This is a genomic window from Ureaplasma diversum, assembly GCF_000941095.1.
GTDB lineage: Bacteria > Bacillota_I > Bacilli_A > Mycoplasmatales > Mycoplasmoidaceae > Ureaplasma > Ureaplasma diversum.
In genome coordinates, this window is sequence record NZ_CP009770.1 from 497,195 (window position 1) to 521,719 (window position 24,525).

Consider the following 24,525-nt stretch of genomic DNA (forward strand, 5'->3'; position numbering starts at 1 on the left):
TTCGTTATTGGCTTTAAAAATAATGTCAAATCTTTTAACACCTAATGATTTAGGCGTTTGTTTATTAGTTGAATTACCTATTACATCCGCTTCTAGTATTTCAACTAATTTATGTTTGGATTTGTTATTTTTTTGTTCATTATTTAAGATTACTTTTTGATTGTTAGCATTAGTTAAAACACTTAAAGCAAAAGGAATTGCAGTTGTAACAACTAATGATGTAAAAACAATCGTTTTTTAGTTTATTTTTAAACATATTTTTTATTACCTGCTTTCTACAATAATGTAAATTTTGAAAGTATATAAATTATATTACAAGTGGTTTAGTTTATGTAAAATCACATTATTATTTTGCTTGGTTTTTAATAAAAATATGTTGTTTAAAACCTTAATTTTGTATACCAATTTTACTTATTTTGATATTCAATTTTATTAAGAATTAATAATGATTATAATAATGTTAATTATATTTATCAATAATTAACGCGTTATAATAACTTTTATGAAAAAAGTTAGATTATTTGAAATGTTTGCAGGTATTGGTAGTCAATATGCTGCACTTAAAAATGTTTATAAAGATAGCGGTATAGAAGTAGTTAGTTTAGGTAGTTGTGATTTTTATATTGATGCAATTATAAGTTATATGATAATTCACTATGGAGTATTAAAACCAGAAGAGAATTTGTCTAAAGAACAAATGGTAGAGTTATTAAATCAATATCAATTTAGTACTAATTCTAAAGATGTAGTTAAAGCAACCTATTTTAAATCATTGAAAGAAGATAAATTAAGATCAATGTTTTCATATTTATATAGTTATGTAAACAATGATTATTTTAAATTAAGATATCGATCAATTTTTGAGAGAGAGAGAGAGAGAGAGCAGTTTATTAGAATCTAATTCAACCCTTCTTTTAGAGAGAGAGAGAGAGAGAGAGAGAGAGGGGGGACAGATATCACAACTTTTAGTAAACTACCTAAAGATATTGATATTCTTACCTACTCATTCCCTTGTCAGGACTTAAGTCAACAAGGTAAACAAAAAGGGTTAAATGAATCAACAAGAAGTGGTTTACTTTATCAAATCGAACGTATCTTAAAATCTAATCAAGACAGATTACCAAAAATTCTTTTGCTAGAAAATGTTAAAGGTTTAGTATCTAAAAAGTTTATTAATGATTTTAATAAGTGAATAGAAACATTAGATAAATTAGGATATAGTAGTAAATATGCTATTTTAAATGCAACTGATTATGGTTCATCACAAAACAGAGAGCGTGTCTTTATGTTATCAGTCCTTAAAACTGAAAACAAAGATATCACTTTTCCACCGACTAAACCATCAACTAAAAGTACAAATCTAGAAGATATTATTAACAATCCATATGCTAATAATAATTTAGAACACTTACTAAAATACAAGCACACTGATTTTAAGACAACAAGTTTTAATATCACAAAAGCGAAGTTAATTAATTATTCAAACTTTAATTCAGAAAGCTACATTTATAAACCAATCAACAAAGGAGCAACACTAACTGCTTCAGGAGCAAATAGTCGACTTAAATTCTATTTTCAACAAGAAAACATCATTCGCTATATCAATGAAATTGAAGCTTATTTGTATATGGGATTTAGTGAAAATGATGTGCTTAAAATCAAAAGCACTAATCTAATCACCCCCACCAAAATGATTTTTTGTGCAGGTAATTCAATTTGTATACAGGTTTTAGAAGCTATTTTTAAAGAGATTAAAAAAGCTTATGAACACTAGTTTTAAAAACAATGATCTAGTTGTTGTTAAGTTCCATTTTGCTTCTAAAACCTTTTTAAATAAAACAACTAAAGATGTAGCTATGTATGATTTAGATTTATATGCACTTGTAAGTAAATCTAATGGCATTATCTATTGCACTAAATATCATTTTAAACATTTCAGTATCAACTTACTAACAACCCCAAGTTGATTTGAAGATCAAAATAAAAATAATAAAACTAATTATTTACGCCGTAAATTAATTCTTGATCATTGTCTTCTTAATACTGTTCAAATAAAAAGAAGATCTAAAAACCAACAAAGAGTTATTGTTAGTTTTAATGATTTAGAATTAAGTAAACTAAATGATTTAGTAAATAATAATGAACAATTTTATACTACTATTAATAACCTAATAGCTATTATTAATGGGTCTAACCCATCTGGTAAAATCAAAAACAATAAAAGTAGTCAAACAGTGATGTTTGATGATTGTAATAACAATTCTTCATATTATGTTTTAGTATCATTAATTGATAAATTAATCATTAATAAAAAGGATTTATCATTTTTTGTTGATGATGAAGATTTTTTAACTTTTAAAAAGCTTGATATTGATCAACTAAATGCAATTAACATTTTAAATAAGTATGTTAATAAAAATAATGATAAGTTAACATATCAAGCTTTTTTAGAAGATAATCTTGATCCTATTCTTAAGGATCAATACTATAGTGAGATTTTCTTATTATTAGAAAATGATACTATTACTCCTGCTTTAGAAAATAAAATACAATGATCTATTAATAGACTATCAAGACTTAGAATTGCTTGAGTTGAAATTGAAAAATCAGCTAAAGAAAAAAGATCTAAAGTGCAAAGTTGCACACCTGCTTTATCGTTTGATGTACCAAAAACAGAAAAAGCTCATATTTTTAATGTTGAATGAATCAAACAAGAAATATTTAGAAAGTTTATTGATCAATGAAAAGATAAAAGTGAACTAGAAATTAGAGACAAAATAAGAAGAGATAAGATGCTTGATTATATTTGTGATCCTAATAATTTATTTGGAATGGATCCAAATAGACATACTTATTTTGATGAATATTATTGGATCTTTGATGAACATTTATCAGCTTATTTAATTCTTAAAGAAGAGAAGATTAGTAAAGAGCATTTTAACTTTGTTAAAAATGCTTTAGATAATTTTAAAAGCCAAGTTAATATTATTTCTAAAAACTTATCAGAAGAGACAAAAAAATATATTGCTTTAAGAAAAGATAAAGTAATACAAATCCTTAAGAAAAACAATAAGAATAATCAACTAGAAACCAATTTTTTAAAATGAAAGTTAATCTAATTTAGCTAAAAAAAGCTAGATAAAAACTTTCATTTTTTTAATATCTTAAAGTTGATTAAATAAGTAATAGTTTGTTATTTTAAAACTTAGAACAAAAATAATAACCATTTAAAGCTAATGAGTTAATCACAGGTTTAAGCAAAGCTTAAAATGTACATAAAACCAGTTTTTTGTTAGATGTGTTATACTTATTAATACTCAAAAATTAACAACATTATATTTGTTTTAAGGGGTGGTTGTATGATTTTAAAAACTAAACATAAATTATTATTAGTATCATTAGCAACTATTATAGGAACAAGTTCATTAATTGCTTTAGTTGCTGCTAATAGCAAAAGTGAGAAAAGAGCTGAATTAAATAAAGATGTGTTGTTTTATGAAATTAAAGATGATCAACACAACGATTATATTTAAACTAGTAATGATTGAAATAAATACAAAGTATATTTCAAAGAAAATGAAAAGCTTAGAGCTAATATAACTTGGTTAGCTCACAATATTAAACGATATAGTGATGATGAAAAAGATTATAGAAAATTAGTTGATGTAGCACTTACTTTTGTTAGAAAATAAATATTTTCACTAAAACTGATTTCAATTCATAGGAGGTGTTTGTTGTGTCTAAAACAAAAAAGAAATTCAAACTTTTAAGCTCTGTTTTAGTTTTAGGATTGGTTGCTGTTGTGCCAACAATTTTAGCAAGTTGTGTTCAGTTGGGTGATAATGAAAGAGACCCTTATATATCTGTAAAAAATACAGAAAATAATACCAAAGTGATTCGATTTCATCCACGAGACTATCAATATTTAATTGGTTCAAAACCTAAATATCTAATTGATATAAATCATAAGATGTTTAATCTTTTCTCTTATGAAATGTCTCAAGATGAAGAATTCAGAACAAAATATCCACATTTTTTCAAAGGGCGGAATGTAGTTAATAGAGATCAAGCATACAAAGAATGAATTGATTTTATTTATAAAAATCATAAAAACGAAATATTTCTATTAATTAATGATTTTAAAAAATTTAGAGTTGGTGAGTTTATAGGAAAACACGAATATTATAATACTATTAAGCTAAAAAGAGAACTAATTAATCACGTTCAAAAAGTTGATTTTTCTAAAAAATCATTATTAGTTTTGGTCTTGCTAGATTTTCACCCACAACAATCTATATAGAATATAATGCTGGTTTTTGAATAAAAAATATCTCTATTAATAAAGAACAAAAGAAAATTGATATATGACTACAATGAACTAAACCTTTAAAATCGAATGTGGATAGAAAAGTAGGTACAGCAATTTCAAGAGATTATTACGTTTACTTTGTTGAAATCGATAAAATAAATAATTTAGATGATTATGAAATTAATTATCATACTAATTCATAAAATATAGTTGTTTAAACCAAACCATTATTTAAAAATAAGAGATCTAAACCTTTTTAGAAAATCGTTCTATTATGTAAATAGGATATTTTTTAGATATTTCTTAAATAATTAACATACAGGTAAGGATTTGGTAATTATGAATAAGAGTGCAATAATCTTTTAAAAAATCTGCCATTAATTGTTTTAGGTTTAACAATAGTTTTTACATATTTAACATTAAAACTACTTGATAAGAAAATCAATCATTATAGATGAAGTACTACTATTTTCTCTTTTGGATTCATTAGTGTTTTTAATTGCAATTTTCATACGCTTTTAGTTGAGATTACATATTAAAAGATTGATATCTTCAAACAATTTTTACTAATGTTAATTTAACTATAATTTTATTAATTTTCATTAGTATTAAAATCCTTTTTACATTGAACTTTGTTATTGAATATGAAAACAAAAAGAATACTAAGAATTTAAGGATTAATTATCTTTTAAACAAATTTGCTACAGAATTAATGAATAAATAATTAGATTTTATTAATATAAAATAAAAAACACCTACTATGAATGACCTTAGTTGGTCTTTTTGTTTTTGTTAAGAATAACTATTTCTTACCCTTATATTCAGAGTTGTTAGGGTTTAGTTGATTTGAACGATTATCATTGTTTGATTTGTAGTTAGAATTGTTAGGATTCATTACATCAGAACGTTGATCGTTTGGTCGATTTTTGTTCATAAAGTCCATCTCCTTTTTAAAATTCATATAGTGCCTAACTTGCTCTCACATTTATCACTAAAAATATGATAAACCCCAAACATTCTTATTATATATAGAATGTCAAGTATAAAAAACATAATGATCATTTTTAAAGTTAACTGCTGATATAACTTATTTATTTAATTAACATCGCACATAACTAACTGATCAATTTACTCATCTATTAATCTAAAAATTAATTAAATACCACTGATTATAAAAGTTATTCTTAAACTTATATATTAAATTAATAGTAGTTAATTTATAATTATTAAAGTGTTTTAAATTAAATTTAGGAGTTAGTATGAATTCAAAATTCCAAAGTCCAGTTCGTGTTGGTTTATTAGACTTTTTAAAAGATAGTATTAATGCCCAATTAATAGTTCCAATCTATCAGCGTAATTACACCTGATTAGAAGATAAAGAAGTTAAACAATATCTTAGAGATTTAGAAGATATATTAATTAGTAACTGTTCTAATCACTTTTTAGGAATCATTATCTACTTAGATATTCCTTTAGATCATTCAAAACGAGAGTTTTCAATTATTGATGGACAACAACGAATAACAACAACTTTTCTAACTTTATATGCTATAAAAGCAATTCTTAAACAAACAAATAACCAAAACTCTAACATTAATTTAGAACCTTATTTATATACTAACTGTTTTATTAATAAAGATAATCAAGCTAAACTTAAACCACAAGTAGCTGATGATAATGTTTATCAACTTATTGTAGAAGATAAAATCGATGAGATTGATGATAAGAAATCTCAAGTATACAAAAACTATTGTTATATTTTAGACTACATTAAGAAATTAGTTAATAAACATAGTATTGAAACAATCATTAATGCTTTAAATAAGTTACATATTGTCTGTATCCCTTTATCGCAAAACTATGATAATCCCCAAAAGATCTTTGAAAGCATTAATTCAACAGGGATGCATCTTGAATTATCTGATTTAATTAAAAACTACTTATTAATGGATTTAGATAGTGAAAAACAGGATAAATTCTATACTTTATATTGAGAACAAATCTTAAGGTTATTAGATCATAAAAAAGATAAACTTGAAACATTCTTCCGTTTGTTTTTACATGCTAATGATAATAAGAAGTATGATCAGAATGTTATATATCAACAGTTTGTTTTATGATGTACTGAATTTGAGAAAAAACGAAATCGCGAAGATAGTTTTAAAGAAATCATTAAATACATTAAACACTATGCTCAAATTCATGTTCAAAAACTATCAACATTAGTTAATGAACTACAACCATTTATTAATGATTATCGTCAAATCAAAAATGATTGTGCAACTTATTTATTAATGAGTTTCTTTGATCTATTTACTAATAATAAAATTAACAAAAAGCAATTAAGTGAATTAATTAGAATAGTTAATAATTATTTAATAAGAAGAGCATTTTGTGGTTTAGATATAGCTAATTTATATCAATTTTTTAGCTCTGTTCATTCAAAAATTAACCAACAGAAAAACAATAGTTATAGTAATATTGTCTCACTTCTTAAAAAACTATTATTTACTGATAATAAAACCAAAAATGCTCATAGCCCAACTAATCTTGAACTTAGCAACTATATCACTAATGCTAATATGTACAGACATAAGAATATCTTACGTTTATTCTTTGATAAACTAGAACATAATGAGAATCCTGCTCCTGTTAACTTAGATAATCTAAGCATTGAACATATTGCTCCTAAGAATCATTCAACTTGATGATTAAATCATTTTAATACTGATAAAGATACATATAATGCTCAAATCAACCGATTAGGTAATTTAACTTTAGCTAGTAGAGTTGATAATAATAAAATGGGTAATAATGATTGAAAATCAAAAAAGAAAATCTTAGAAAAAACAAAACATCTTAAAATCAACGCTGAAATCCTTAAACAAAATAGTTGAACAACTGATCAAATTGATCAACGAACTAACCAACTAATCCAAGCTATCATTACCTTCTTTTCTTATGAAAAAGATTAATTAAAGAAACAAAAACAACCACTTGATGTGGTTGTTGTTTTTATCTATTATATTTATTATTTTTCATTAACTGATGCTTTTAGTTTTTCTTCACGTTTGCAAATGTCACATTCACGAAGTAAAGAAAGACGAGCCATATAGTTGTTAACAGTTTTATAGTTTAGTTTAATGTTGTATTTAGAACTTAAGATCCGTTGGATTTTACGACACCCAATATGGTGAGTATGTTCATTATAAATCTTTTTAATGATTTCCATATTACGTTGTTTAATAGGACATAGTTCATTAATCTTTTGGCTATTTAATCATTTATAGTATCCAGAGATTGAAATATCAAAAAACTTAACAAGTTTAGTTAACTGCATTCCATGATTTTTAATTAGATCATGCATCATTTTAAATTGTTCTTTTTTGATTTGAATTGTATTAAAGTTTTCAAGAACACGTAAAATATGTTCTTGTTCTCACTCTTCTTTATCTTCAAGTGCTAAAAGTACAATTGCTTCATCACGGTTAAATCCAGTCATTTTCAAAACTCCTTCTTTTAGTAAATAAAAGGTTAAATGATTATTATACCTTAATCCATATTTTAACACATTATTAGCTTAGCTAAAATATAATTTTAGCAATCTTATGATCAACAAAAGGGATGCTATAACTTTTTTGATCTTTTTTGTTGATTGTTTTTAGAATGTATAATTTAGCAAAAAATCCAGCAACAAAAGCTAAATACATCCATAAAAACATTACAAAAGCATTAATAATAAAATGTTGATTAATGATTTTACCAACAATCTCAAACTGAGCAAGTGAACCCTGTAATGGAATCCAATCACCCATTACATATCCAGATGCATTATTAGTTACTTTTCAGAAGTGAACACTAATTGGTACATAAATCATAAAACTAATTAAAACAGCATGAAACAAACTAATATTAGCTACATCAAACCGTCTTAAATTAGAAAATAAATAAAGTCCAAAAATACATAAATAGAAATGCAATCCAAAATAAATTTGGTTTAATCCAACACCAACTGTTACATAAGTCCAGAATTGATCAACTTCAATTCTTTCTTGTCCAATTAACCCTCCAATTAATGTAATAAACCCAAAGCAAAAACCGATTAAACCCATTAAATTAACATATTTTTGCTTGTAATCAAAAATTGCAAACAAAGAGATAATAACTGAAAAACAAGGACATCAATCTAATAAGAAAACCTTAGAGATCCGAAATGATCGAAAATATAATAACTCATCATATAAATTAAATGGATCTGAATAAATTAAATCTTTATGAGCAATGAATTGTTCAACATCTTTACTATATCTTAAACTTATAAAATAAGCTAAATAACCAATACTTATAAGTAAGTTAATAAGATATTTTGTATTAATGTAATAATTCTTTTTTCATCAGTTATACAAATACAATTTCTTAACTCTAAAACAGTTAGTAAGTACTGCTACACTTAAACAACTAACTATTGTAAAACCAATTAAAAACCAGTTGATTCAATTCATAAGATGATCCTTTTTTAATAGTTAATAATACCAAAAAAAGTAATAAAAAACAAACCCAAAGGGTTTGTAGTATAACGCTTTTAAACTATTCGTTTAATCTTTATAAAGAAATATAGTAAGTAATAAAGTAGTCGTGAGTATGAATGATATAGAATAAAACCATTCCAAGCAACTAATTGTGCTAATGCTTTTTGATCTGCAACTATTTCTTGTTTTTTAATATTGTTGATATTAATCACAACACTAATTGAAATAACTAGTAACATAATGATTGAAATAATAAGCTGAGCTACTAATACACCCTCACTGTTTCTAAAAGCTGTAAAGGTTAATATAATAACAATTAAGAAGACAATTAAGAATGCAACACTTAAAATAATGTAAATTAATCTTAAGATTCTAGTTGCTTTTTGTGAAATAAAAAACCCAGTAATAGCTAAAAGTACATAAACTAAAGCACTTAAACCAATTGCAGTTAATAAACTCTGATATCCAACAAATAAAGAAACAAAACCAATAATAATACTTAAACAAATACTATCAATTATATAAAACACAATTGTTGTTGCTAGCTTTGGAATATTTCTAAAAAAGATTAAAACAATTGAAAAGACAAATAAAAGAAGTGATGCAAGCCCAACAGCTGCATACAACCCTACACTTACATCTAATGTTTTAAAATTTAAAACAGTATAGTTATGAACAATAGCAAATTTGTTCATAACAAATGTTGTAATCAAACAAAAGATTAAGAAAACAAATGCTCCAATTGCACCTGATAGTAAAGAGTATTTAAACTGTTTACTTTTTAATCTTTGATCTCATTCTATTTGTGAATAAGTTCTTGATCCGCTATTAAAAAAACTTATATTAATCAACTCCTTTAGTTATTAAGATGAGTCTTGATTTTATCTTCGATCATTAATTTAATTTGATCATAAACTAGATATAGTTCATATTCATTAATAATAGCAATTTTATAATTTAAATCAACAAAAAAACTGAATTGATCATAAACATGTAATAAGTTAAGTTCATTACTATTACTTAGTTCATTTAATACAACTAATAAATCAATTTGATTAGTTTGGTTGTTATATAAAGCAAAATTAACTTTGTAATTACCTATTGTAACATTAAACCAAATACTATGTTCATTTTTCTTAAATTGATTAAGAATATCATAAAGCTTTTGATGACTGTTGTTAAGTTGAAGATAATTAAGTGTAGAGTGAGTAAAGTTATGGTTTGTTTTATTGCTTACATATTGATCACAGTAAGCAATAAATTGTTTGTAGATTCGCATATTTTCATTTTCAACATTGATTACTAAATCAGATGCTTGAATTGATTTAATAACGATCATTTTCGCACTTGCTCTTGTTATAGCAACATTAAGTCGATTAGCTCCCCCATTTTTCATTAATGGTCCATAGTTGTTTTTAAGTACACCAGCTTTATTTTTAGCATAAGTATTACTAATAATAACTAAATCAGCTTCATTACCTTGCACATTTTCTAAGTTAGTGACAATGATCTCTTCATTATTATATCGTTGATAGATCCGACTATTTGGATCTAAACCATTAAGGATTAGGGTTTCGATTAGTTCAGATTGTTTATTGTTAAAAGTAACAATGATGATCTTTTTATAATCTTTTTCATATTGATTTAAAGTTTTAATTACTTGTTCAGCTTCTTTGGTGTTTTTTTGTTCTTCAAATTCACCATCTAAAACATCGATCACTTCAATTCCAGCTTCAAAGAATCCGTTTAATGAAGCATATAAAAGTTCGTTATTATAAATATGATGGTTTGAAAAATCGATTAAATCAGCTGTTTTTGATCGGTAGTGGTTTTTTAGTCAATATGATGTTCAAAGCGAAGCTTTAGTACGATCTAATAAGCTTTCAGCTTGATCAATATCATAATCATCATTTTCAGAATCATTAGCACGTGCAGAGAAGAAATTAGTTGGTTTAAGTTGTTTTTCATCCCCGGCTACTATGTTTAAAGCACATCTAAATAAAATTGGATATGATCTTTCTAAAAACATTTGTGAAGCTTCATCAAAGATCCCATAATCAAATAATTTTTGAGCAAGGGGTAACATTTCACTTACATTCTCAGGTTTACTGATTCAAATCGGAAACAATAATTTAAGTTCATCATAAAAATCATAAACAAACTTAGAAACTGCAGGTTTACGAGCTAAGTTAATAACTCGCATCATTTTCTTAATTTTATTCTTTTGTTCTTCATTTAAATTAACTAAAACTTTATATAAATAGTTAATATAAGATTGATAAATGATACTATCAAGTTCATGAACAAAATTATTATTAGCTTTTAGATAACTATTACATAAACTATCAAAGATAGGATTATTTTTAAAATCAAAATCAATTAAAACTTCTCGTTCAAAATCTAAGATTTTACAAATTGTTTCAAACTGGTTAGCACTCATATTAAAGTTACTAAACTGATCAATTAAATTACTGTTTAGTTGATGATCAAATTGATCTTTATATAAATCTAAAAAATAAGGTTTATTAAACAATTCTTCATTAGCTAAATATAAAATCACATCAGATGCTAATAATTTATCATCAATTTCTTGAAGTTTAAAAATAGTAGCAAATCCTAAACTAACTAAACAAGGATTATTAACATAATTGATTAATAAGTTTTTGATTTGTAAAAGTTCTGTAACTGGTTTATTAGTTTTCTTAAAAACAAATAAACCTTTCTTTTCTAAAATAATGTTTTCATAAACATATTTTTCAACTAAAAAAGGGTGAATTGATTCTTTAGTTTTACTAAGTTGTAAAACAAATTGTTTATGGTTTGTTTCATTATTAATTAAGAAGCTTTTAAGATCTTTTTGTTGGTTTATGATTGGTTCATAACTTTTTAGAAAGTTTGTGACTTTAATTTTTGTTTTTAGTAGATATTGATCATCAACAAAAACTTGGTTATTATAATAAAGTCCACTTTCTTTTAAGAATGTTTCTAGAATGGCGGCTTTGCTTGTAAAGTATTCTTTTTGTTTTAGATATTTACTAATTAATAAGTGTTCAGATTGTAATTTATCAATTAATTGTTTTTGCTTAATTAGATTTTGAATCTGATTAAGTTCAATACAAATATCATACTTACTCATAAATTCACGAGTTTGTTTAATACTTGTTATTAGTTCACTAAAACTATATGACATTTGACTCATATTAGTTTTAATACTATTAATTAGATCTTCATTTTTTCATTGTTTTAGTTCATATTCACTAAATTGAGCAAGTCAATTAATATAGTCTTTAAAAGTATAATTACTTGCACTTTTTGATTTATAAAGGGTTTGAATTAAATATTCAAGGTTTAGAATGTTTTGTTTTAGTTTACTAATTTGTTTATTAGTATCTAATGAATTAATAGTACTTGTTACTAAGTTATCAATTTTATCGTTATGAGCTTGATCAAACCAAAAACGATTAAAATTGCTTAATAATTTTTGCATATGCATATAAAATTTTTCTTTATCATCAATATCATAAAGAAATAAACTAAGTTCAGCTATTTTATTTAATCGATCTTTTAAAACATCAAGAGCTGCTTTCTTTTCAGAAACAATTAAGCAATTTTTATGATTAACAATAACATTAGCAATGATGTTTGCAATCACTTGTGATTTACCAGTTCCAGGTGGTCCATAGATTAATGTGTTTTTCACAAGTGAAGAGTGGATTGCATATTTTTGATAGATGTTTAAGGGTCGGTTGATTTGAACTAAATTTAAAAATTCACGTTCAGCTTTAGTATGATAGTTATTAGCTAAGATTGATGGATCATTAATGATTTCATCAAATGGATCAACACCAAGCTCAATGATTTTTTCAACATCAGCTTTAATTGCTCCACCCATTGGTTCATAAATTCCAATGATTGTTGCATCATATAAATAAAGTTGATCATACTCTTGTTTGATTTCAGAACTATTTAAGTTCAAAAACTTTTGGTTATTTGTTATTGAAAGTAGATTTTGTTTATTAGTTATCTTTTTAACTAAATCTAACATTTCAACAAAACCAAAACTAAAATCAACAGGGAGTTTAACAATGTTATCTTTATAATCTTTTTTTAGTAAATGTAATAGTTTTTCATTACCAATCGGAGCATTTTGGCGTCTTCTTATTACTAAACTATTGTTGATTTTTTTAATTTCAACATCAACTAATACCATTGGAGCATTTAAACTAGTTGGTTTTGCTGTATTACCAACTAAGAAGTTTTTAGCTAAATAAAGTGGTCAGATTCCAGTTTCGTTGTAAATTGATCTAGCTACTCTTGCTAAATTTTCAAACTTCTTTGGCTCAGCTTCAAGAGCTTTAATCACATCATTAATCTTTTTAGCTTTTTCTAATTCAAACTCAGCAGCTAAATCATTAATCTTTTTAGTTGATAAATAATTATTGATATTAAGTGAAAAATCATCAAACACAGAACTAAAGTCTTCAAAATCTTCACACTTAATTAATGCTTTTTCAATACTATTAACATCAACCAAGCTTTTGAATTTGATCTCAAAACTTTGGTTATTAAAAAAACTTTCTAACTCTTCTTCGCTTAAAAGAGCTGATAAATCAAAATGATTATTTCCTGTTCTTGTTTTAATACAACTATCTCGTGAATCCGCACCTAATAAATTAGCTAGCTTTTGAACAATGATCTTATCTTGGTTTTGATTCATATACTACACTACTCCAATCCAATTAGGGCTTTAATATGTTTTAGAACATTCTTTTTAAAGTGTTGTTGTTTAATTAACTTATTAATAACTGATCCTAAATTATCAGGAATTAAACCAAACCGATTTAACATCTTAGTATCAAAGAACTGAATGATATCAATAATGCTAACAACATTTTTAGATGGGTTTTTATTAAGAGCAGTTGAGAATGATCTTTTATTATCACTATGTTGGATCACTAATAAGATATCATTATGTGCCATACTATTTCTAAAGTGACGAATCGATTGTAAAATAGTAATAAATTGATTAATGGTTAAGTGTGAAACATTGAAATATTCAAGAACATGCTTTTGCACATTTAAATCACAAATTCTAAAGAAATTAATGGTTGTATTTAATGATCAAGAAACAGCTAGTTGAATCAAAGGAATTGTTTCTGGGTTTAAATTATTGTTAATTGAATTCAACAAATAACACTTCTTAACATATTCATACATACTATAACGCATGTTGTTATAAATATCAATTGTTGGAAAGCTGACAAATGGTGATGTATCAATGTTTAGAATAAAATCCCGGTTTAGTTTATTAAGATGTAAGAAGTAGTGAATTGTCATTGTGTTTAATTGTTGTTCAAACAACATCGTTGCATCTAAGACAATATTAGCAATCTTGCGATCTAAAAGCACAAACTTCATTAGTTGGCGATCATCAAATTTATCGATGTAGCGATTAGTTTCTTTATCTAAGAAAAAACTTAAGTAACCTTCAATAATTCTAACCACCCCATAATCAGCTAAAAAATCAATGAAGCTACGTTTTTTACGAACCTTAAATCCCTTATTCATCAAATCCTTGATAAAAATCTTACTATTTTTACTAATTGCCATTTTGCTCACCTACATTAGTAATATTATAAAACAAAAAATAACTAGTATATACTAGTTGCTCGATTGCAAGATCAACTGCAACATTATTAAAGTAAAATTTAATGATGGCAGTTGATCTTTTTTCTACTAAATTAAAAATAACCTGTGTTTCCCACTTGTAGATTTTAAAAAAATAATGCCGTTAAATCATCCCTTTTTTGGATGCTCAAGCTAACACTTTTTCATAGATAATCCAGCTGGATTTTGTGCCTTTGTTAACAAAATCAATTTCTTGAACAACCATATTATTAACAATCTCTTTAATTGATTTAACATCATTTACGATTTCAACTAATTTTTGTTCTGTAATTTTTTCTAATCCCTGAGCAACTAATTCATCATTCATTCAATGTAGTATAAATCTTAAGAAAACAAGAGACACAAAACATAAACACAAATATCCTAAAATGTGTTCGTATTTAGATAGGTAAATCGGTCTTAATTCAAGTGTACTTTTTAAAGTTCTAAAGTTCGATTCGATTTTTCATTGTTTAGTATAAATTTCCATTATTTCTAGAATTGATAAATCGAATCGGTTTGTTATATAAACGAAAAAACCATCGTATTTTTCATCTTCTAAAATCTTTTCTTGATCAAGAATATAATAAGTCGTTTTGTCTACAGCCTTGTAGTATCTGCACTTCTTAGCTCCCATTAGTTTTTCTTGTGTAACAACACCTTTTTTGTCCATTTTCTTAGTGAAGTTGTTGATTAAAACTTCTCGATCATGTCGGTCTTTTCTAGCTCTTTCTTCGCTATGAACAACCACTAATCTTTTAGTTGATGCAGCATCTTGACTATCACCATTTGCTGGTTTCAAATCAATAATTTTGTATTTTAAATTATCATTCAATTGAGTATAATCGTCAGAATTCGTAATAGCATTTTTGATTTCTTTTTTAGTTGCTTTTAATCGATAAGCAAACACATAATTTCAACCGTTAGATTCTAAGAATCTAATATTTTCAGCATTATTCATACCCTTATCACCAACTATTGTGATGTTTTTAATTTCGTAAATACTAGCTAATTCTTCTAAAAACGGAATGAATGTTTTTTGGTCTGGTGTGTTTCCTGGGAAACATTTATAGTGAATTGGAATTCCATTTTCATCAGTTGCCATTGCGATTACAATTTGGTCTTCTTTGGTTTTTCCATCCTTTGAATAACCAGGCATTTTTAATCCTGTTCTAGTGAAACTTTCAAAATATGCTGTGGTTGAATCAAACCACATTACACTAATGTTTCTTTCGTATTTTTCGCTAATTTTGTCGTTTAAATTTTTAAGCAATATATGTGAATTTTTTGCAAGATACTCAAGAGATCGATAATATGAATTTTTAGAGAAAACATCTTGTTCTTCTTTTTCAATCGATTTCATTGTACCAAGTATACTTTTAGGTCCTTTGATTCGGTGTGAAAGCAATTGAATCAATATTGTTCTTAAGGTACTAGACTTTGTTTTTGAGCACCCTTTTAAAAGATCAAAATGATCAAATAATGTCTCAAATAATGAAAACATTTTATATTCTTCTTTAACTTCATTTTTAGCCGTTTCATTTGAATCTAAAACAGATTTTACTTCTTGTTTAGTTTTATCATCAAACGTCATAAATGGAAAATCTTGAGCGTTTATTTCTTCATCTCAATCATATTCATCACTAAACATCATCAGTTCGTCAACCGAACTAATTACAATTTTTGTTTCCGACTTTTTAGTATTGGGACCAGTTAAAATAGCAGGTGAACTTTTCACTTTTTTAGTTGTAGTTTTTTTAGAAGTTTTGTTGTCTGTTTTCATATTTTTACTCGTTTTGATATCTTAATTCTTGCATCTTTGTAATTATTATAAACTTTTATATTTTTATAAAAATATAAAAGCAAAATAAAGCATTTTAACTCTTTTTGTACCAAAAGAGAAAAACCCAGCAATAATTTTGAAAAAATCTTGCTCATTACATTCTTTTATAAGTCTTATTTTTATATATAAATATATAAAAGAAAAATAAAAAAACCCTTAACTCGTCATTAAGTTAAGGGTGTAATTGAACAAGTGGGAAACACAGGAAAATTATGTTGAAAATTCCTTTTTAAAAGTTTGGTTTTATTTGAAATATGGAGTGATTTTAGAAACTATTTCTTCTTTTGCAAAAAAAAAAAAAAAAAGGACTTTTGGGTTGGATGTTCCGGTTAAGTATATTTTGTTGTATTTTATCTTTGTTTTTTGGTTATCTTAATCAAAACATTGACACAACCAATTGGACGCAACGAAAAATCGAAACCATTTTATAAAAACATCATTAATAAATATTTATTCATATTGTTGTATGCACAATAAAAAAGAATGCAAAGTTGCATTCTTATTAACTTATTAACCTTACAAACCAACTGTTGTGTATTTTATACTTTAGAATTAATCTTTTGGTTTAGGTACAACTTCATCATACGGTTTTAAAGCATCATATTTAGGATTAAATTCTAAAATCTTATTTTCTAAATTTATACTGTATGATCCATTTTCATCATAAAATTCAACAAGATCAATTGCATAATTTTTATCTTTCATAGGGTCGATATTTCAAGAACTTTGAAATCCAGCTGTATCAAATTGTATTCAATGTCTTTGCGCTGAATAAGTAATTAATCTATCAAAAGATGTTTCAAAATATACTTCATTTGTCTTTGAATTTTTAAAACGAATTCCTGCTTTTTCTTTTTTTCATTTAAAATGTGAAAGTATGTTTCCATATTTTTCTCAAAGACTGAAATTTACTGCTTTCGTATGTTCTCATTGATTGTCATAGTAAATAAAGTTAAAACTTGTAACTTTTATTTTATCAACCATAGTTGAATTTCTTTAGCTTTTTCTTTTCTTGCTGCTTCTTCTGCTTCTTTAGCAGCTTTTGCTACAGGATCTTCATCTTGTACAATTTCTTTCTTTTTCTTAGGTTTTCTTATTTCATCATTATCTTTAGAAGAATCAATTTCTTTTTTAGGTGAAGATTGCAAACTTGAAGGTTCACTAGTTTTTGGCACTGGTTTTGTAGAATCATTTACAAGTTTATTTGGACTTGTTTTAGTATCAGGATCATTAGTATTTGGTATTACAGGATCATGACTATTTTGTGTTTGACTTTGACTATTTTGATTAGGTTTAGTTGGTTTTGTTGTTTGTGTTGTTTTACATGCTGCACTTACACTAACAATACTAATTCCTACCATAATAGCACCAACACCTAAAGCTAGTGCTTTTTTGTTTTTGAATTTATTCATATTTATAAACCCTTTTATACAGACTAAGATCTGTCAAATATGACTTCAGTCAGATTTATTTATATTTTTGCAAAAAAAAAAAAAAAAAAAGCTTTTTTAAAACAAATGTCCGGCTTTCTTCCTTTTTTCTTATTTCTTTGGTTTTAAAATATTGTAATCATGAACATATTGATATAGTTTACTAACATTGTTAATGTTATATAAATGAATATGGTTTAAATTAATATCCTTATTAACAGTATAAAACTTAATCTCTGTTTTCTTTAGATCATTATTAACATTTAATTGATATGAACTAGGGAAGTATCGATCTTCTAAAACAGCTTTCATATTAACATATGGAATTAGTACATTTTGTTCATCTAATAAATGAACAAAATAAGTTAAGAAGTAATATTCATCAATGTTTGAGTATGAAATATATAATAGATGGTTATTATTAAAAAAATGTTCATCATATTTTTTTAATATTTGATCTTTATTTATTTGATCAGCTTCTGTTAAAACTGTTCTTGGTGATTTAACCTTTAATAGTAGTTGTTCTAGTTCTTTATAGTTTCTTATAATATCATAGAAGTATATACCATTAGTTAATATTGTTTTATTTTGTTCAACATCAGGAACAACATAAAAGTTGTTTAAACTACTTACTATTTGATGGTTTGTTTGTCTTAGTTCAAAAACCGCTTTATCAACAAAGTTGATTTGGTTATTGATCACAATGCTGTTAATACTAGGAGCAGCAATGGCACAAAAAGCAGCATAATAACCAAAAATACGCAAAATGTACTTTTTAGTTTTGCGTTTTATTATTGAATTATTTACTACTTCATTATGGAGCTTTTGCATACTTTAATATTTTTTCTTAGTATTCTATTCTTTTTAAAACTGATGATTAAAAATTAGATTTCTTCTTCATAGTTAGTAACAACTCATGAGATGTCATCATCATCTTCACAAGCATTAACAAATCTAACTAATTTTTCTCGATTAAGTGGATCTAAACTAATAAAGCTATCTGGAAGTAATTTAATTTCAGCTGAAATTAAATTAACATTAGCTTTTATTAACTCTTCTTTAGCACTACTAAAATGATCTGGTGTGATTAATAGTTCATAAACTTCATCAGTTTCAATAATATCAATAACATCATATTCAATTAATAGTTCTAATAAACTATCTGAGCTTATATCTTGATCTTTATTAATAATAAATTGTCCTTTTTCAGCAAATAACATCATGACTGAATTAGGTTTAGCTAATTGAGCTTGTAATTTAGAGAAATAACCACGAACTGCACTTATTGTTCGTGCTTCATTATCTGTTAAAGCTTTAATTATGATTGCTAACCCATTTGGTCCATATCCTTCATAAGTTAATTCTTTAATGTTACTTTCATCCTTACTTGCCCCATTGATGTTCTTTTGGATTGATTCTCGACTTAAGTTATTATTTAGTGCTCGTTCAATCGCTACTTTAAGTCTTGGATTACTTTCTGGATTTGTTCCTTGTTTAGCAGCTGCTTTAATTTCTTTAGCACATTTCATTCAGATCTTAGCTTGTTGCTGTTGCTTTTTATTAATTCCACTAGCAATTAAATGTTTTCTTGGCATAATCTATTCTTTTCCTTTGTTTATTTCTTGTTTATTAATTGGTATCAATCATTTTCTGTATCAATCGGGGGTGGACTTGTTAATGTATCATTTAATAAGATTCCATTTAAAAATCTTATATCAATCTTAATTTCTTCATTTTTCTTTTTTAATAAAAGCATTTCTACTAAATTATCATGTAAAGCTTTTCATTCTTTATTAGTTAATAAGTGTTCATATAGATCATAATTAACTGATCTTGAACTATTCTTTTTTTCTAGTTCAAGGGTGATATTTGATCTTGTAGTAATGAAATTAGATAATTTCTTATATTTAATCATCTGTTGCATTCCTTCTTTAGTTAAACCAATATCAGTATGACTTTGATCTTTAAAGATGATTCTAATTGAATGATCTCCATTTAAATCATCAATCTTAATTAGTTTAGCTACTGGTTTGTTAACTAAAAAATATGATGAATAGTTTTTAGTTAGAAATTGATCAACATTAACTTGTTTAGAAATATTATTTTTATCATTTTTTAATTGAAAAATATAATCAGCAAACAAGATTAATAAGTTTAAGTTAATAATACTAATTATTTCTTTATCATATGAAAAGAAATGATCATTTCCTTTTGTTAGAATGTAATTAGCTAAATGGTTCTTTTCTAAAACAGCTTCAGCTATTTGTTTTCTTAATTGTTTTTCATATGTTTTATCAGCTAAAACATTTGAATAAAAAACAGCTTCTTTTTGGTTTTGTTTTAAATTGATTTGACTGTTTTTGTTGTGTAAATGAGTAAATCTTGTTCTTTGATCAATGTATTTTGTTGTTAATGAATTAATTTCATCAGTAATAAATGAAACTGTTGATTTAAGAGCAATACTATCTGGTAGAACAATACTACAACTTGATACAATTGGAGCTACTACAAATAAAAAAGAAGATAGAAGAAGAACTTTTTGATATTTTTTCATCTCTTACCTTTCTTTTTATTTGTTTATGTACAATTATTATATTTTTAAATTTTAACAAATCAAACTTTAATTAGTACCAAGTTTAGTTAACAAAATAGTTATAAATAAACTAAAAGCTAATAAGTAGATTAAACTAATCAACAATTTAGTTGAAATAAGTATTGTTTTTATTAGAATTAGTATTAATAAACTACTAAATTAACTAAGTTAACTAAATTGTTGATAAATCTTAAACAGAAATCTATATAAAAGTAATTAGTTAATCTAAACACTTAGTATTATAAGAATCCGTTAGTTATTTTATATATTGAATAAGTTATAATTAAAAGATAGAAATCAAGATAGTGAGGCAATAATATGGCTAATTGATTAGCAGATATTAGTTCAACATTACACCAAGCAGCAACAAATGCTGCAGCAAAAGGTGGAAGTAATTCTAACTTTTTAACAATCTTGATTATTATCATTCCCATTATTTTAATCATTGTTTTTATTGTTCGAAAAAAACGTCGTCAAAATGGGGATGGACCATCAACTGGGAATAATCAAAACAAAAGTGATACTAATGAAGTATGAACAACAATTAAGAAGTATTTACACCAAATTGATGATAAGGGGAAAGAAGTAATTGATTCATATGTAGTCAAACGTCCTGAACCACATAATACTTCACAAATGACTAAACTTCAAAAACAAGAATATAAAGAAGAAATTGAAAGAATCAAAGCTCTTAAAACAACTGATCCTAATGCTTATAAACAAGAGATGTTAAGAATCAAAAAAGAAAAAAGAGCTAAACCAAAAGAATTATATGTTGTTTTATTTACAACAAGAAATGCTAAAACAAAGGTTGTTGATGAACCACGTGCATTTGAGTGTGAAGTTAAATTAGTTAAAATCAACAAAAAAGAAAACCGTCGAGAAATCGATATTATTAAACCACTTGATTATGATCATGAAATGCGTTGAATCAAAGTGATTAAAGATAAAGATGATCAAGCTTATGCTAAGAAACTAGAAGCTGATAAGAAACGACAACAAAAAGCAATTGAACGAAAACAAGCTAAACTAAATAAAGCACAAAATCAAACAAACTAAAATAACAACTCAGATTAGTCTGGGTTATTTTGTATTAATAAGGAGTAAAAAGTAAAATGAATAAACCAAAAATTATTTTCTTTGGAACACCTCAAATTGCAAAAATAGTGCTACAACGATTATTTAGTATTAAAAACATTGATCTATTAGCTGTTGTTGCTCAACCTGATAGTATGAAAAACAGAAAAGGTGAAATTTTAAATGGTGCTGTTAAACAATTTTGTTTAGATCATCATATCCCTATTTTTCAACCAGCTAAGATTAGTACTATTTTTAATGAATTAAATGAACTTGCTCCTGATTTAATTATTACTTGTGCTTATGGTCAATTTATTCCCCAAAGTATTATAAATATCCCTAAATATAAAATTGTTAATGTACATGCATCATTACTTCCTAAATTACGTGGGGGAGCACCAATTCATTATGCAATCATTAATAATGAAAAAGAAACAGGAATAACTTTAATGCACACCATTAAAAAAATGGATGCAGGGAATATTTTATTTCAACGATCAATTCCTATTAATGATCAAACCACTACTAAAGATTTAACTCTTCAATTAGCTGAATTAGGAGCTGATATGATAGAAGATCATCTTTTTGATTTATTAGATGAAAACTTAGTTGGAGATGTTCAAGATGAAGAGTTAGTTACATTTGCATATAACATTACAAAAGAACAAACGATTATTAATTTTAATCAAAGTGCTTTAATGGTTTTAAGATTTGTAAATGGGATGTTTGATAAACCAATGGCTTTAATGGATTATAAAAACAACTTAATTAAGATTCATAAAATAGCTATTACAACAAACAAATCAAATCAAACTCCAGGAACTGTTTTTATAAAAGATAAAAAACTATATGTAGCAACAGTTGATTTTGATGTTGAATTATTATTAATTCAACTACCAAATAAAAATCCAGCTCAACCAAACCAAATCTTAAACGGTAATAATATTTTCACTTTATAAAGGGGATAGTATGGAATTTAGTGCTTCAAAGAAAAATAGTTTTAATAATCCGTTCCGTATTAATTCTCGTTTTCGTTCTTCACTTTTAGTTAAGTTTTTATATACAGCTTTTTTTGTGTTTACACCAATGCTTATTATTTTCATCTTATTGGGTGAAATTAATGCACTAGGTTTAAATGGGATTGTTGGATCAAATGCTAAATGATATGGATCTGGATTTAGTATTAATAGTGATCAAACAGTTACTTTTGCTACTAATTTTTATAAGTGAAAACCATTAGATTTTACAACTTTAAAAGCACAAACAAGCTCGGTTGATTTTCAGAAGATAATTGAATTTAGTGAAAACTTTAAACATACTAATAACCAGGAATTTGGAGTTGGTCCACTTAGTTCATATCCTGTTTGAGTAAGTATGTTTGTATGCTTGTTCGCATCTGTTTTAGTAGCTGTTATTCTTGTTTTAAAAGTTCCTAAACTAAGATGAGATATACTAACTCCAATTGTTTCTTGTTGATTTGGGATGTTTATTTTAATCATCTCTGGTTTTGTACCAAGTGAAGTATGAGGATATTTAGTTCGTTTTGTAATTATTGTGATTGCATTTATTATTCCAATCATTATTATGGTTAAGATTACTAACTCTTTAATGGCACGTTCAAAACACTTTGCTGATTACACAATTGATTTATATAATGAATATAAAGATTCAGAACAATATTACCAACAAGCTGCTAAAAGCCAACTTGAACTAAAAAGAAAATCTAATCCAAAAACAAAATATAAACTAGAAAAAGAAGGAAAGAAGAAGTAACTATGGCATTTGTTGATAAGTGTACGATTACGCTTAAAGCAGGAAATGGTGGAGATGGAATTGTTTCATGACGTCGTGAAACCCATGTTCCTGAAGGTGGACCTGCTGGGGGTAATGGCGGGAATGGTGGTTCAATCTTTTTTGTTGGTGATCACAACGAAACTTCTTTAGAATCAATTAAGTTTAAAAAAATCATCAAAGCTGATCATGGAACTAAAGGTAATATCAAAAACCAACATGGAGCAAATGCAGAACATGTTTATGTTAAACTTCCTCTTGGAACAGTTGTTTATGATGCTAAAACAAATGAAATAATTGCTGATGTATCTGTTGATAAACAAACTTATTTAATAGCTTCTGGGGGAATGGGTGGATTTGGTAATACCCATTTTAAATCAGCTTTTAATAAAGCACCTAATTTATATGAACGTGGTGAATTAGGAGAAGAAATTGTTGTTAATCTAGAATTAAAAACAATTGCAGACATTGGGATTGTTGGTTTACCAAATGCTGGTAAATCAACCTTAATTAGTTCATTCACTAATGCTAAACCAAAAACAGCTAATTATATGTTTACAACCCTTAATCCGATACTAGGAACAATTTATCACGAAGATCAAAGAATTGTTTTTGCTGATATCCCAGGACTTATTGAAGGAGCACATGAAGGGGTTGGTTTAGGATTTGATTTTCTAAGACACATCGAACGATGTTTCTTATTATTACATTTAATTTCATTAGATCCTAATGATAATGTTGATATTATTCAAGCTTATGAAACAATTGTTCATGAACTATTTGCTTATAAACAAAGTGTAGCTGATAAACCAATTATTATTGTAGCTAATAAAATTGATGCAATTGGAGCAGAAGAAAATCTAGCATTACTAAAAGATCATTTAAAAGATCAAAATGTAATTGTGATCAGTGCTCTTAATTACACTAATATCAAAGAAATGTTAGATCAAGTCATTGAAGCTTATTTAGCAGCTAGACATAAATTTAATATCCAAGCTCAAAATAACTCTTCTGATCAACTATTAGTTTGAAAAGATTACAGTATTAAAGAAAAAGTAATTGATAAAACAATAGTAATCAATCAAGTTGATGAACATGTCTTTGAAATCAGTGGACCTTATTTAAAATACTGAACACGCCGTATCCCTTTAAATACGCAAGACAACTTAATTCGGTTTAATCAAAAACTCCAATCAATTAACTTCAAAGAACAGCTTAAAGAAGCAGGAGCAGTTCCTGGTGATAGTTTAATCATTTATGATATTCAACTTGAATATGAGGAGTAG

General features: G+C 25.9%; 23 protein-coding genes. 11 read left to right on the top strand and 12 right to left on the bottom strand.

The window, feature by feature from the left end; all coding sequences use genetic code 4:
* Positions 1–22: 22 nt before the first annotated feature.
* From JM47_RS03885 to JM47_RS02030, 6 genes are all read left to right on the top strand, one after another.
* On the top strand, positions 23–241 hold the full coding sequence (locus JM47_RS03885) for a hypothetical protein (protein WP_222702317.1): 219 nt from the start codon (positions 23–25) through the stop codon (positions 239–241).
* Between the two features lie 261 nt (positions 242–502).
* The gene (gene dcm_N, locus JM47_RS03955; RefSeq protein ID WP_244870367.1) at positions 503–901 is read left to right on the top strand and encodes a DNA (cytosine-5-)-methyltransferase N-terminal subunit; all 399 of its coding nucleotides are present in this window, start codon (positions 503–505) and stop codon (positions 899–901) included.
* A gap of 54 nt (positions 902–955) precedes the next feature.
* Complete coding sequence (gene dcm, locus JM47_RS03960) at positions 956–1,774, top strand: DNA (cytosine-5-)-methyltransferase (RefSeq protein WP_280451480.1); 819 nt, start codon at positions 956–958, stop codon at positions 1,772–1,774.
* Positions 1,764–3,119 (top strand): MAG4270 family putative restriction endonuclease, encoded by a 1,356-nt coding sequence (locus tag JM47_RS02020; RefSeq protein WP_208894767.1) that lies wholly within the window; start codon positions 1,764–1,766, stop codon positions 3,117–3,119. The genes dcm and JM47_RS02020 overlap by 11 nt, the downstream gene beginning before the upstream one ends.
* Before the next feature lie 240 nt (positions 3,120–3,359).
* A complete protein-coding gene (locus JM47_RS02025; protein ID WP_208894768.1) occupies positions 3,360–3,533 on the top strand; it encodes a hypothetical protein in 174 nt (57 codons plus the stop codon).
* A 203-nt stretch (positions 3,534–3,736) separates the two neighbouring features.
* Positions 3,737–4,300 carry a hypothetical protein gene (locus JM47_RS02030; protein ID WP_208894769.1) on the top strand — a complete coding sequence of 188 codons (564 nt, stop codon included), beginning with the start codon at positions 3,737–3,739 and terminating at the stop codon, positions 4,298–4,300.
* Positions 4,301–5,111: 811 nt separating this feature from the next.
* Here JM47_RS02030 and JM47_RS03995 read toward each other — a convergent pair.
* Positions 5,112–5,243 carry a hypothetical protein gene (locus tag JM47_RS03995; protein WP_269317250.1) on the bottom strand — a complete coding sequence of 44 codons (132 nt, stop codon included), beginning with the start codon at positions 5,241–5,243 and terminating at the stop codon, positions 5,112–5,114.
* A 325-nt stretch (positions 5,244–5,568) separates the two neighbouring features.
* On the opposite strand from JM47_RS03995, the gene JM47_RS02035 reads away from it, so the two are divergent.
* Positions 5,569–7,284 carry a DUF262 domain-containing protein gene (locus tag JM47_RS02035; protein WP_208894770.1) on the top strand — a complete coding sequence of 572 codons (1,716 nt, stop codon included), beginning with the start codon at positions 5,569–5,571 and terminating at the stop codon, positions 7,282–7,284.
* Positions 7,285–7,340: 56 nt separating this feature from the next.
* Here the strand turns inward: JM47_RS02035 and JM47_RS02040 are convergent, their stop codons facing one another.
* From JM47_RS02040 to JM47_RS02090, 11 genes are all read right to left on the bottom strand, one after another.
* A complete protein-coding gene (locus JM47_RS02040) occupies positions 7,341–7,811 on the bottom strand; it encodes an IS3 family transposase (RefSeq protein WP_051749490.1) in 471 nt (156 codons plus the stop codon).
* A gap of 82 nt (positions 7,812–7,893) precedes the next feature.
* Positions 7,894–8,811: a DUF5378 family protein gene (locus JM47_RS02045; protein WP_051749488.1), complete on the bottom strand. Its 918-nt coding sequence runs from the start codon at positions 8,809–8,811 to the stop codon at positions 7,894–7,896.
* Between the two features lie 80 nt (positions 8,812–8,891).
* The gene (locus JM47_RS02050; RefSeq protein WP_208894771.1) at positions 8,892–9,689 is read right to left on the bottom strand and encodes a hypothetical protein; all 798 of its coding nucleotides are present in this window, start codon (positions 9,687–9,689) and stop codon (positions 8,892–8,894) included.
* Between the two features lie 5 nt (positions 9,690–9,694).
* Positions 9,695–13,555: a DUF4011 domain-containing protein gene (locus JM47_RS02055; RefSeq protein ID WP_208894772.1), complete on the bottom strand. Its 3,861-nt coding sequence runs from the start codon at positions 13,553–13,555 to the stop codon at positions 9,695–9,697.
* 8 nt (positions 13,556–13,563) lie between these two features.
* Positions 13,564–14,448, bottom strand: a complete 885-nt coding sequence (locus JM47_RS02060; protein WP_208894773.1) for an Abi family protein — start codon at positions 14,446–14,448, stop codon at positions 13,564–13,566.
* 181 nt (positions 14,449–14,629) lie between these two features.
* Entirely contained in the window at positions 14,630–16,288 is a 1,659-nt protein-coding gene (locus JM47_RS02065; RefSeq protein ID WP_208894774.1) for an IS1634 family transposase, read from the bottom strand.
* A gap of 612 nt (positions 16,289–16,900) precedes the next feature.
* On the bottom strand, positions 16,901–17,332 hold the full coding sequence (locus JM47_RS02070; protein WP_208894775.1) for a hypothetical protein: 432 nt from the start codon (positions 17,330–17,332) through the stop codon (positions 16,901–16,903).
* Positions 17,317–17,760: a Vmc-like lipoprotein signal peptide domain-containing protein gene (locus JM47_RS02075; RefSeq protein WP_208894776.1), complete on the bottom strand. Its 444-nt coding sequence runs from the start codon at positions 17,758–17,760 to the stop codon at positions 17,317–17,319. The genes JM47_RS02070 and JM47_RS02075 overlap by 16 nt, the downstream gene beginning before the upstream one ends.
* A gap of 129 nt (positions 17,761–17,889) precedes the next feature.
* Positions 17,890–18,609: a hypothetical protein gene (locus tag JM47_RS02080; RefSeq protein ID WP_208894777.1), complete on the bottom strand. Its 720-nt coding sequence runs from the start codon at positions 18,607–18,609 to the stop codon at positions 17,890–17,892.
* A gap of 53 nt (positions 18,610–18,662) precedes the next feature.
* On the bottom strand, positions 18,663–19,373 hold the full coding sequence (locus JM47_RS02085; RefSeq protein ID WP_208894778.1) for a YebC/PmpR family DNA-binding transcriptional regulator: 711 nt from the start codon (positions 19,371–19,373) through the stop codon (positions 18,663–18,665).
* Between the two features lie 20 nt (positions 19,374–19,393).
* A complete protein-coding gene (locus tag JM47_RS02090) occupies positions 19,394–20,332 on the bottom strand; it encodes a hypothetical protein (RefSeq protein WP_208894779.1) in 939 nt (312 codons plus the stop codon).
* A 357-nt stretch (positions 20,333–20,689) separates the two neighbouring features.
* On the opposite strand from JM47_RS02090, the gene JM47_RS02095 reads away from it, so the two are divergent.
* From JM47_RS02095 to obgE, 4 genes are read left to right on the top strand one after another with little or no spacing between them, the layout of a single operon-like run.
* Positions 20,690–21,430, top strand: coding sequence for a DUF5385 family protein (locus JM47_RS02095; RefSeq protein WP_051749380.1), 741 nt, complete (start codon positions 20,690–20,692; stop codon positions 21,428–21,430).
* 56 nt (positions 21,431–21,486) lie between these two features.
* Entirely contained in the window at positions 21,487–22,407 is a 921-nt protein-coding gene (gene fmt / locus JM47_RS02100) for a methionyl-tRNA formyltransferase (RefSeq protein WP_208894780.1), read from the top strand.
* Positions 22,408–22,417: 10 nt separating this feature from the next.
* Complete coding sequence (locus JM47_RS02105; protein ID WP_231428073.1) at positions 22,418–23,221, top strand: hypothetical protein; 804 nt, start codon at positions 22,418–22,420, stop codon at positions 23,219–23,221.
* A gap of 2 nt (positions 23,222–23,223) precedes the next feature.
* On the top strand, positions 23,224–24,525 hold the full coding sequence (obgE, locus tag JM47_RS02110; protein WP_208894781.1) for a GTPase ObgE: 1,302 nt from the start codon (positions 23,224–23,226) through the stop codon (positions 24,523–24,525).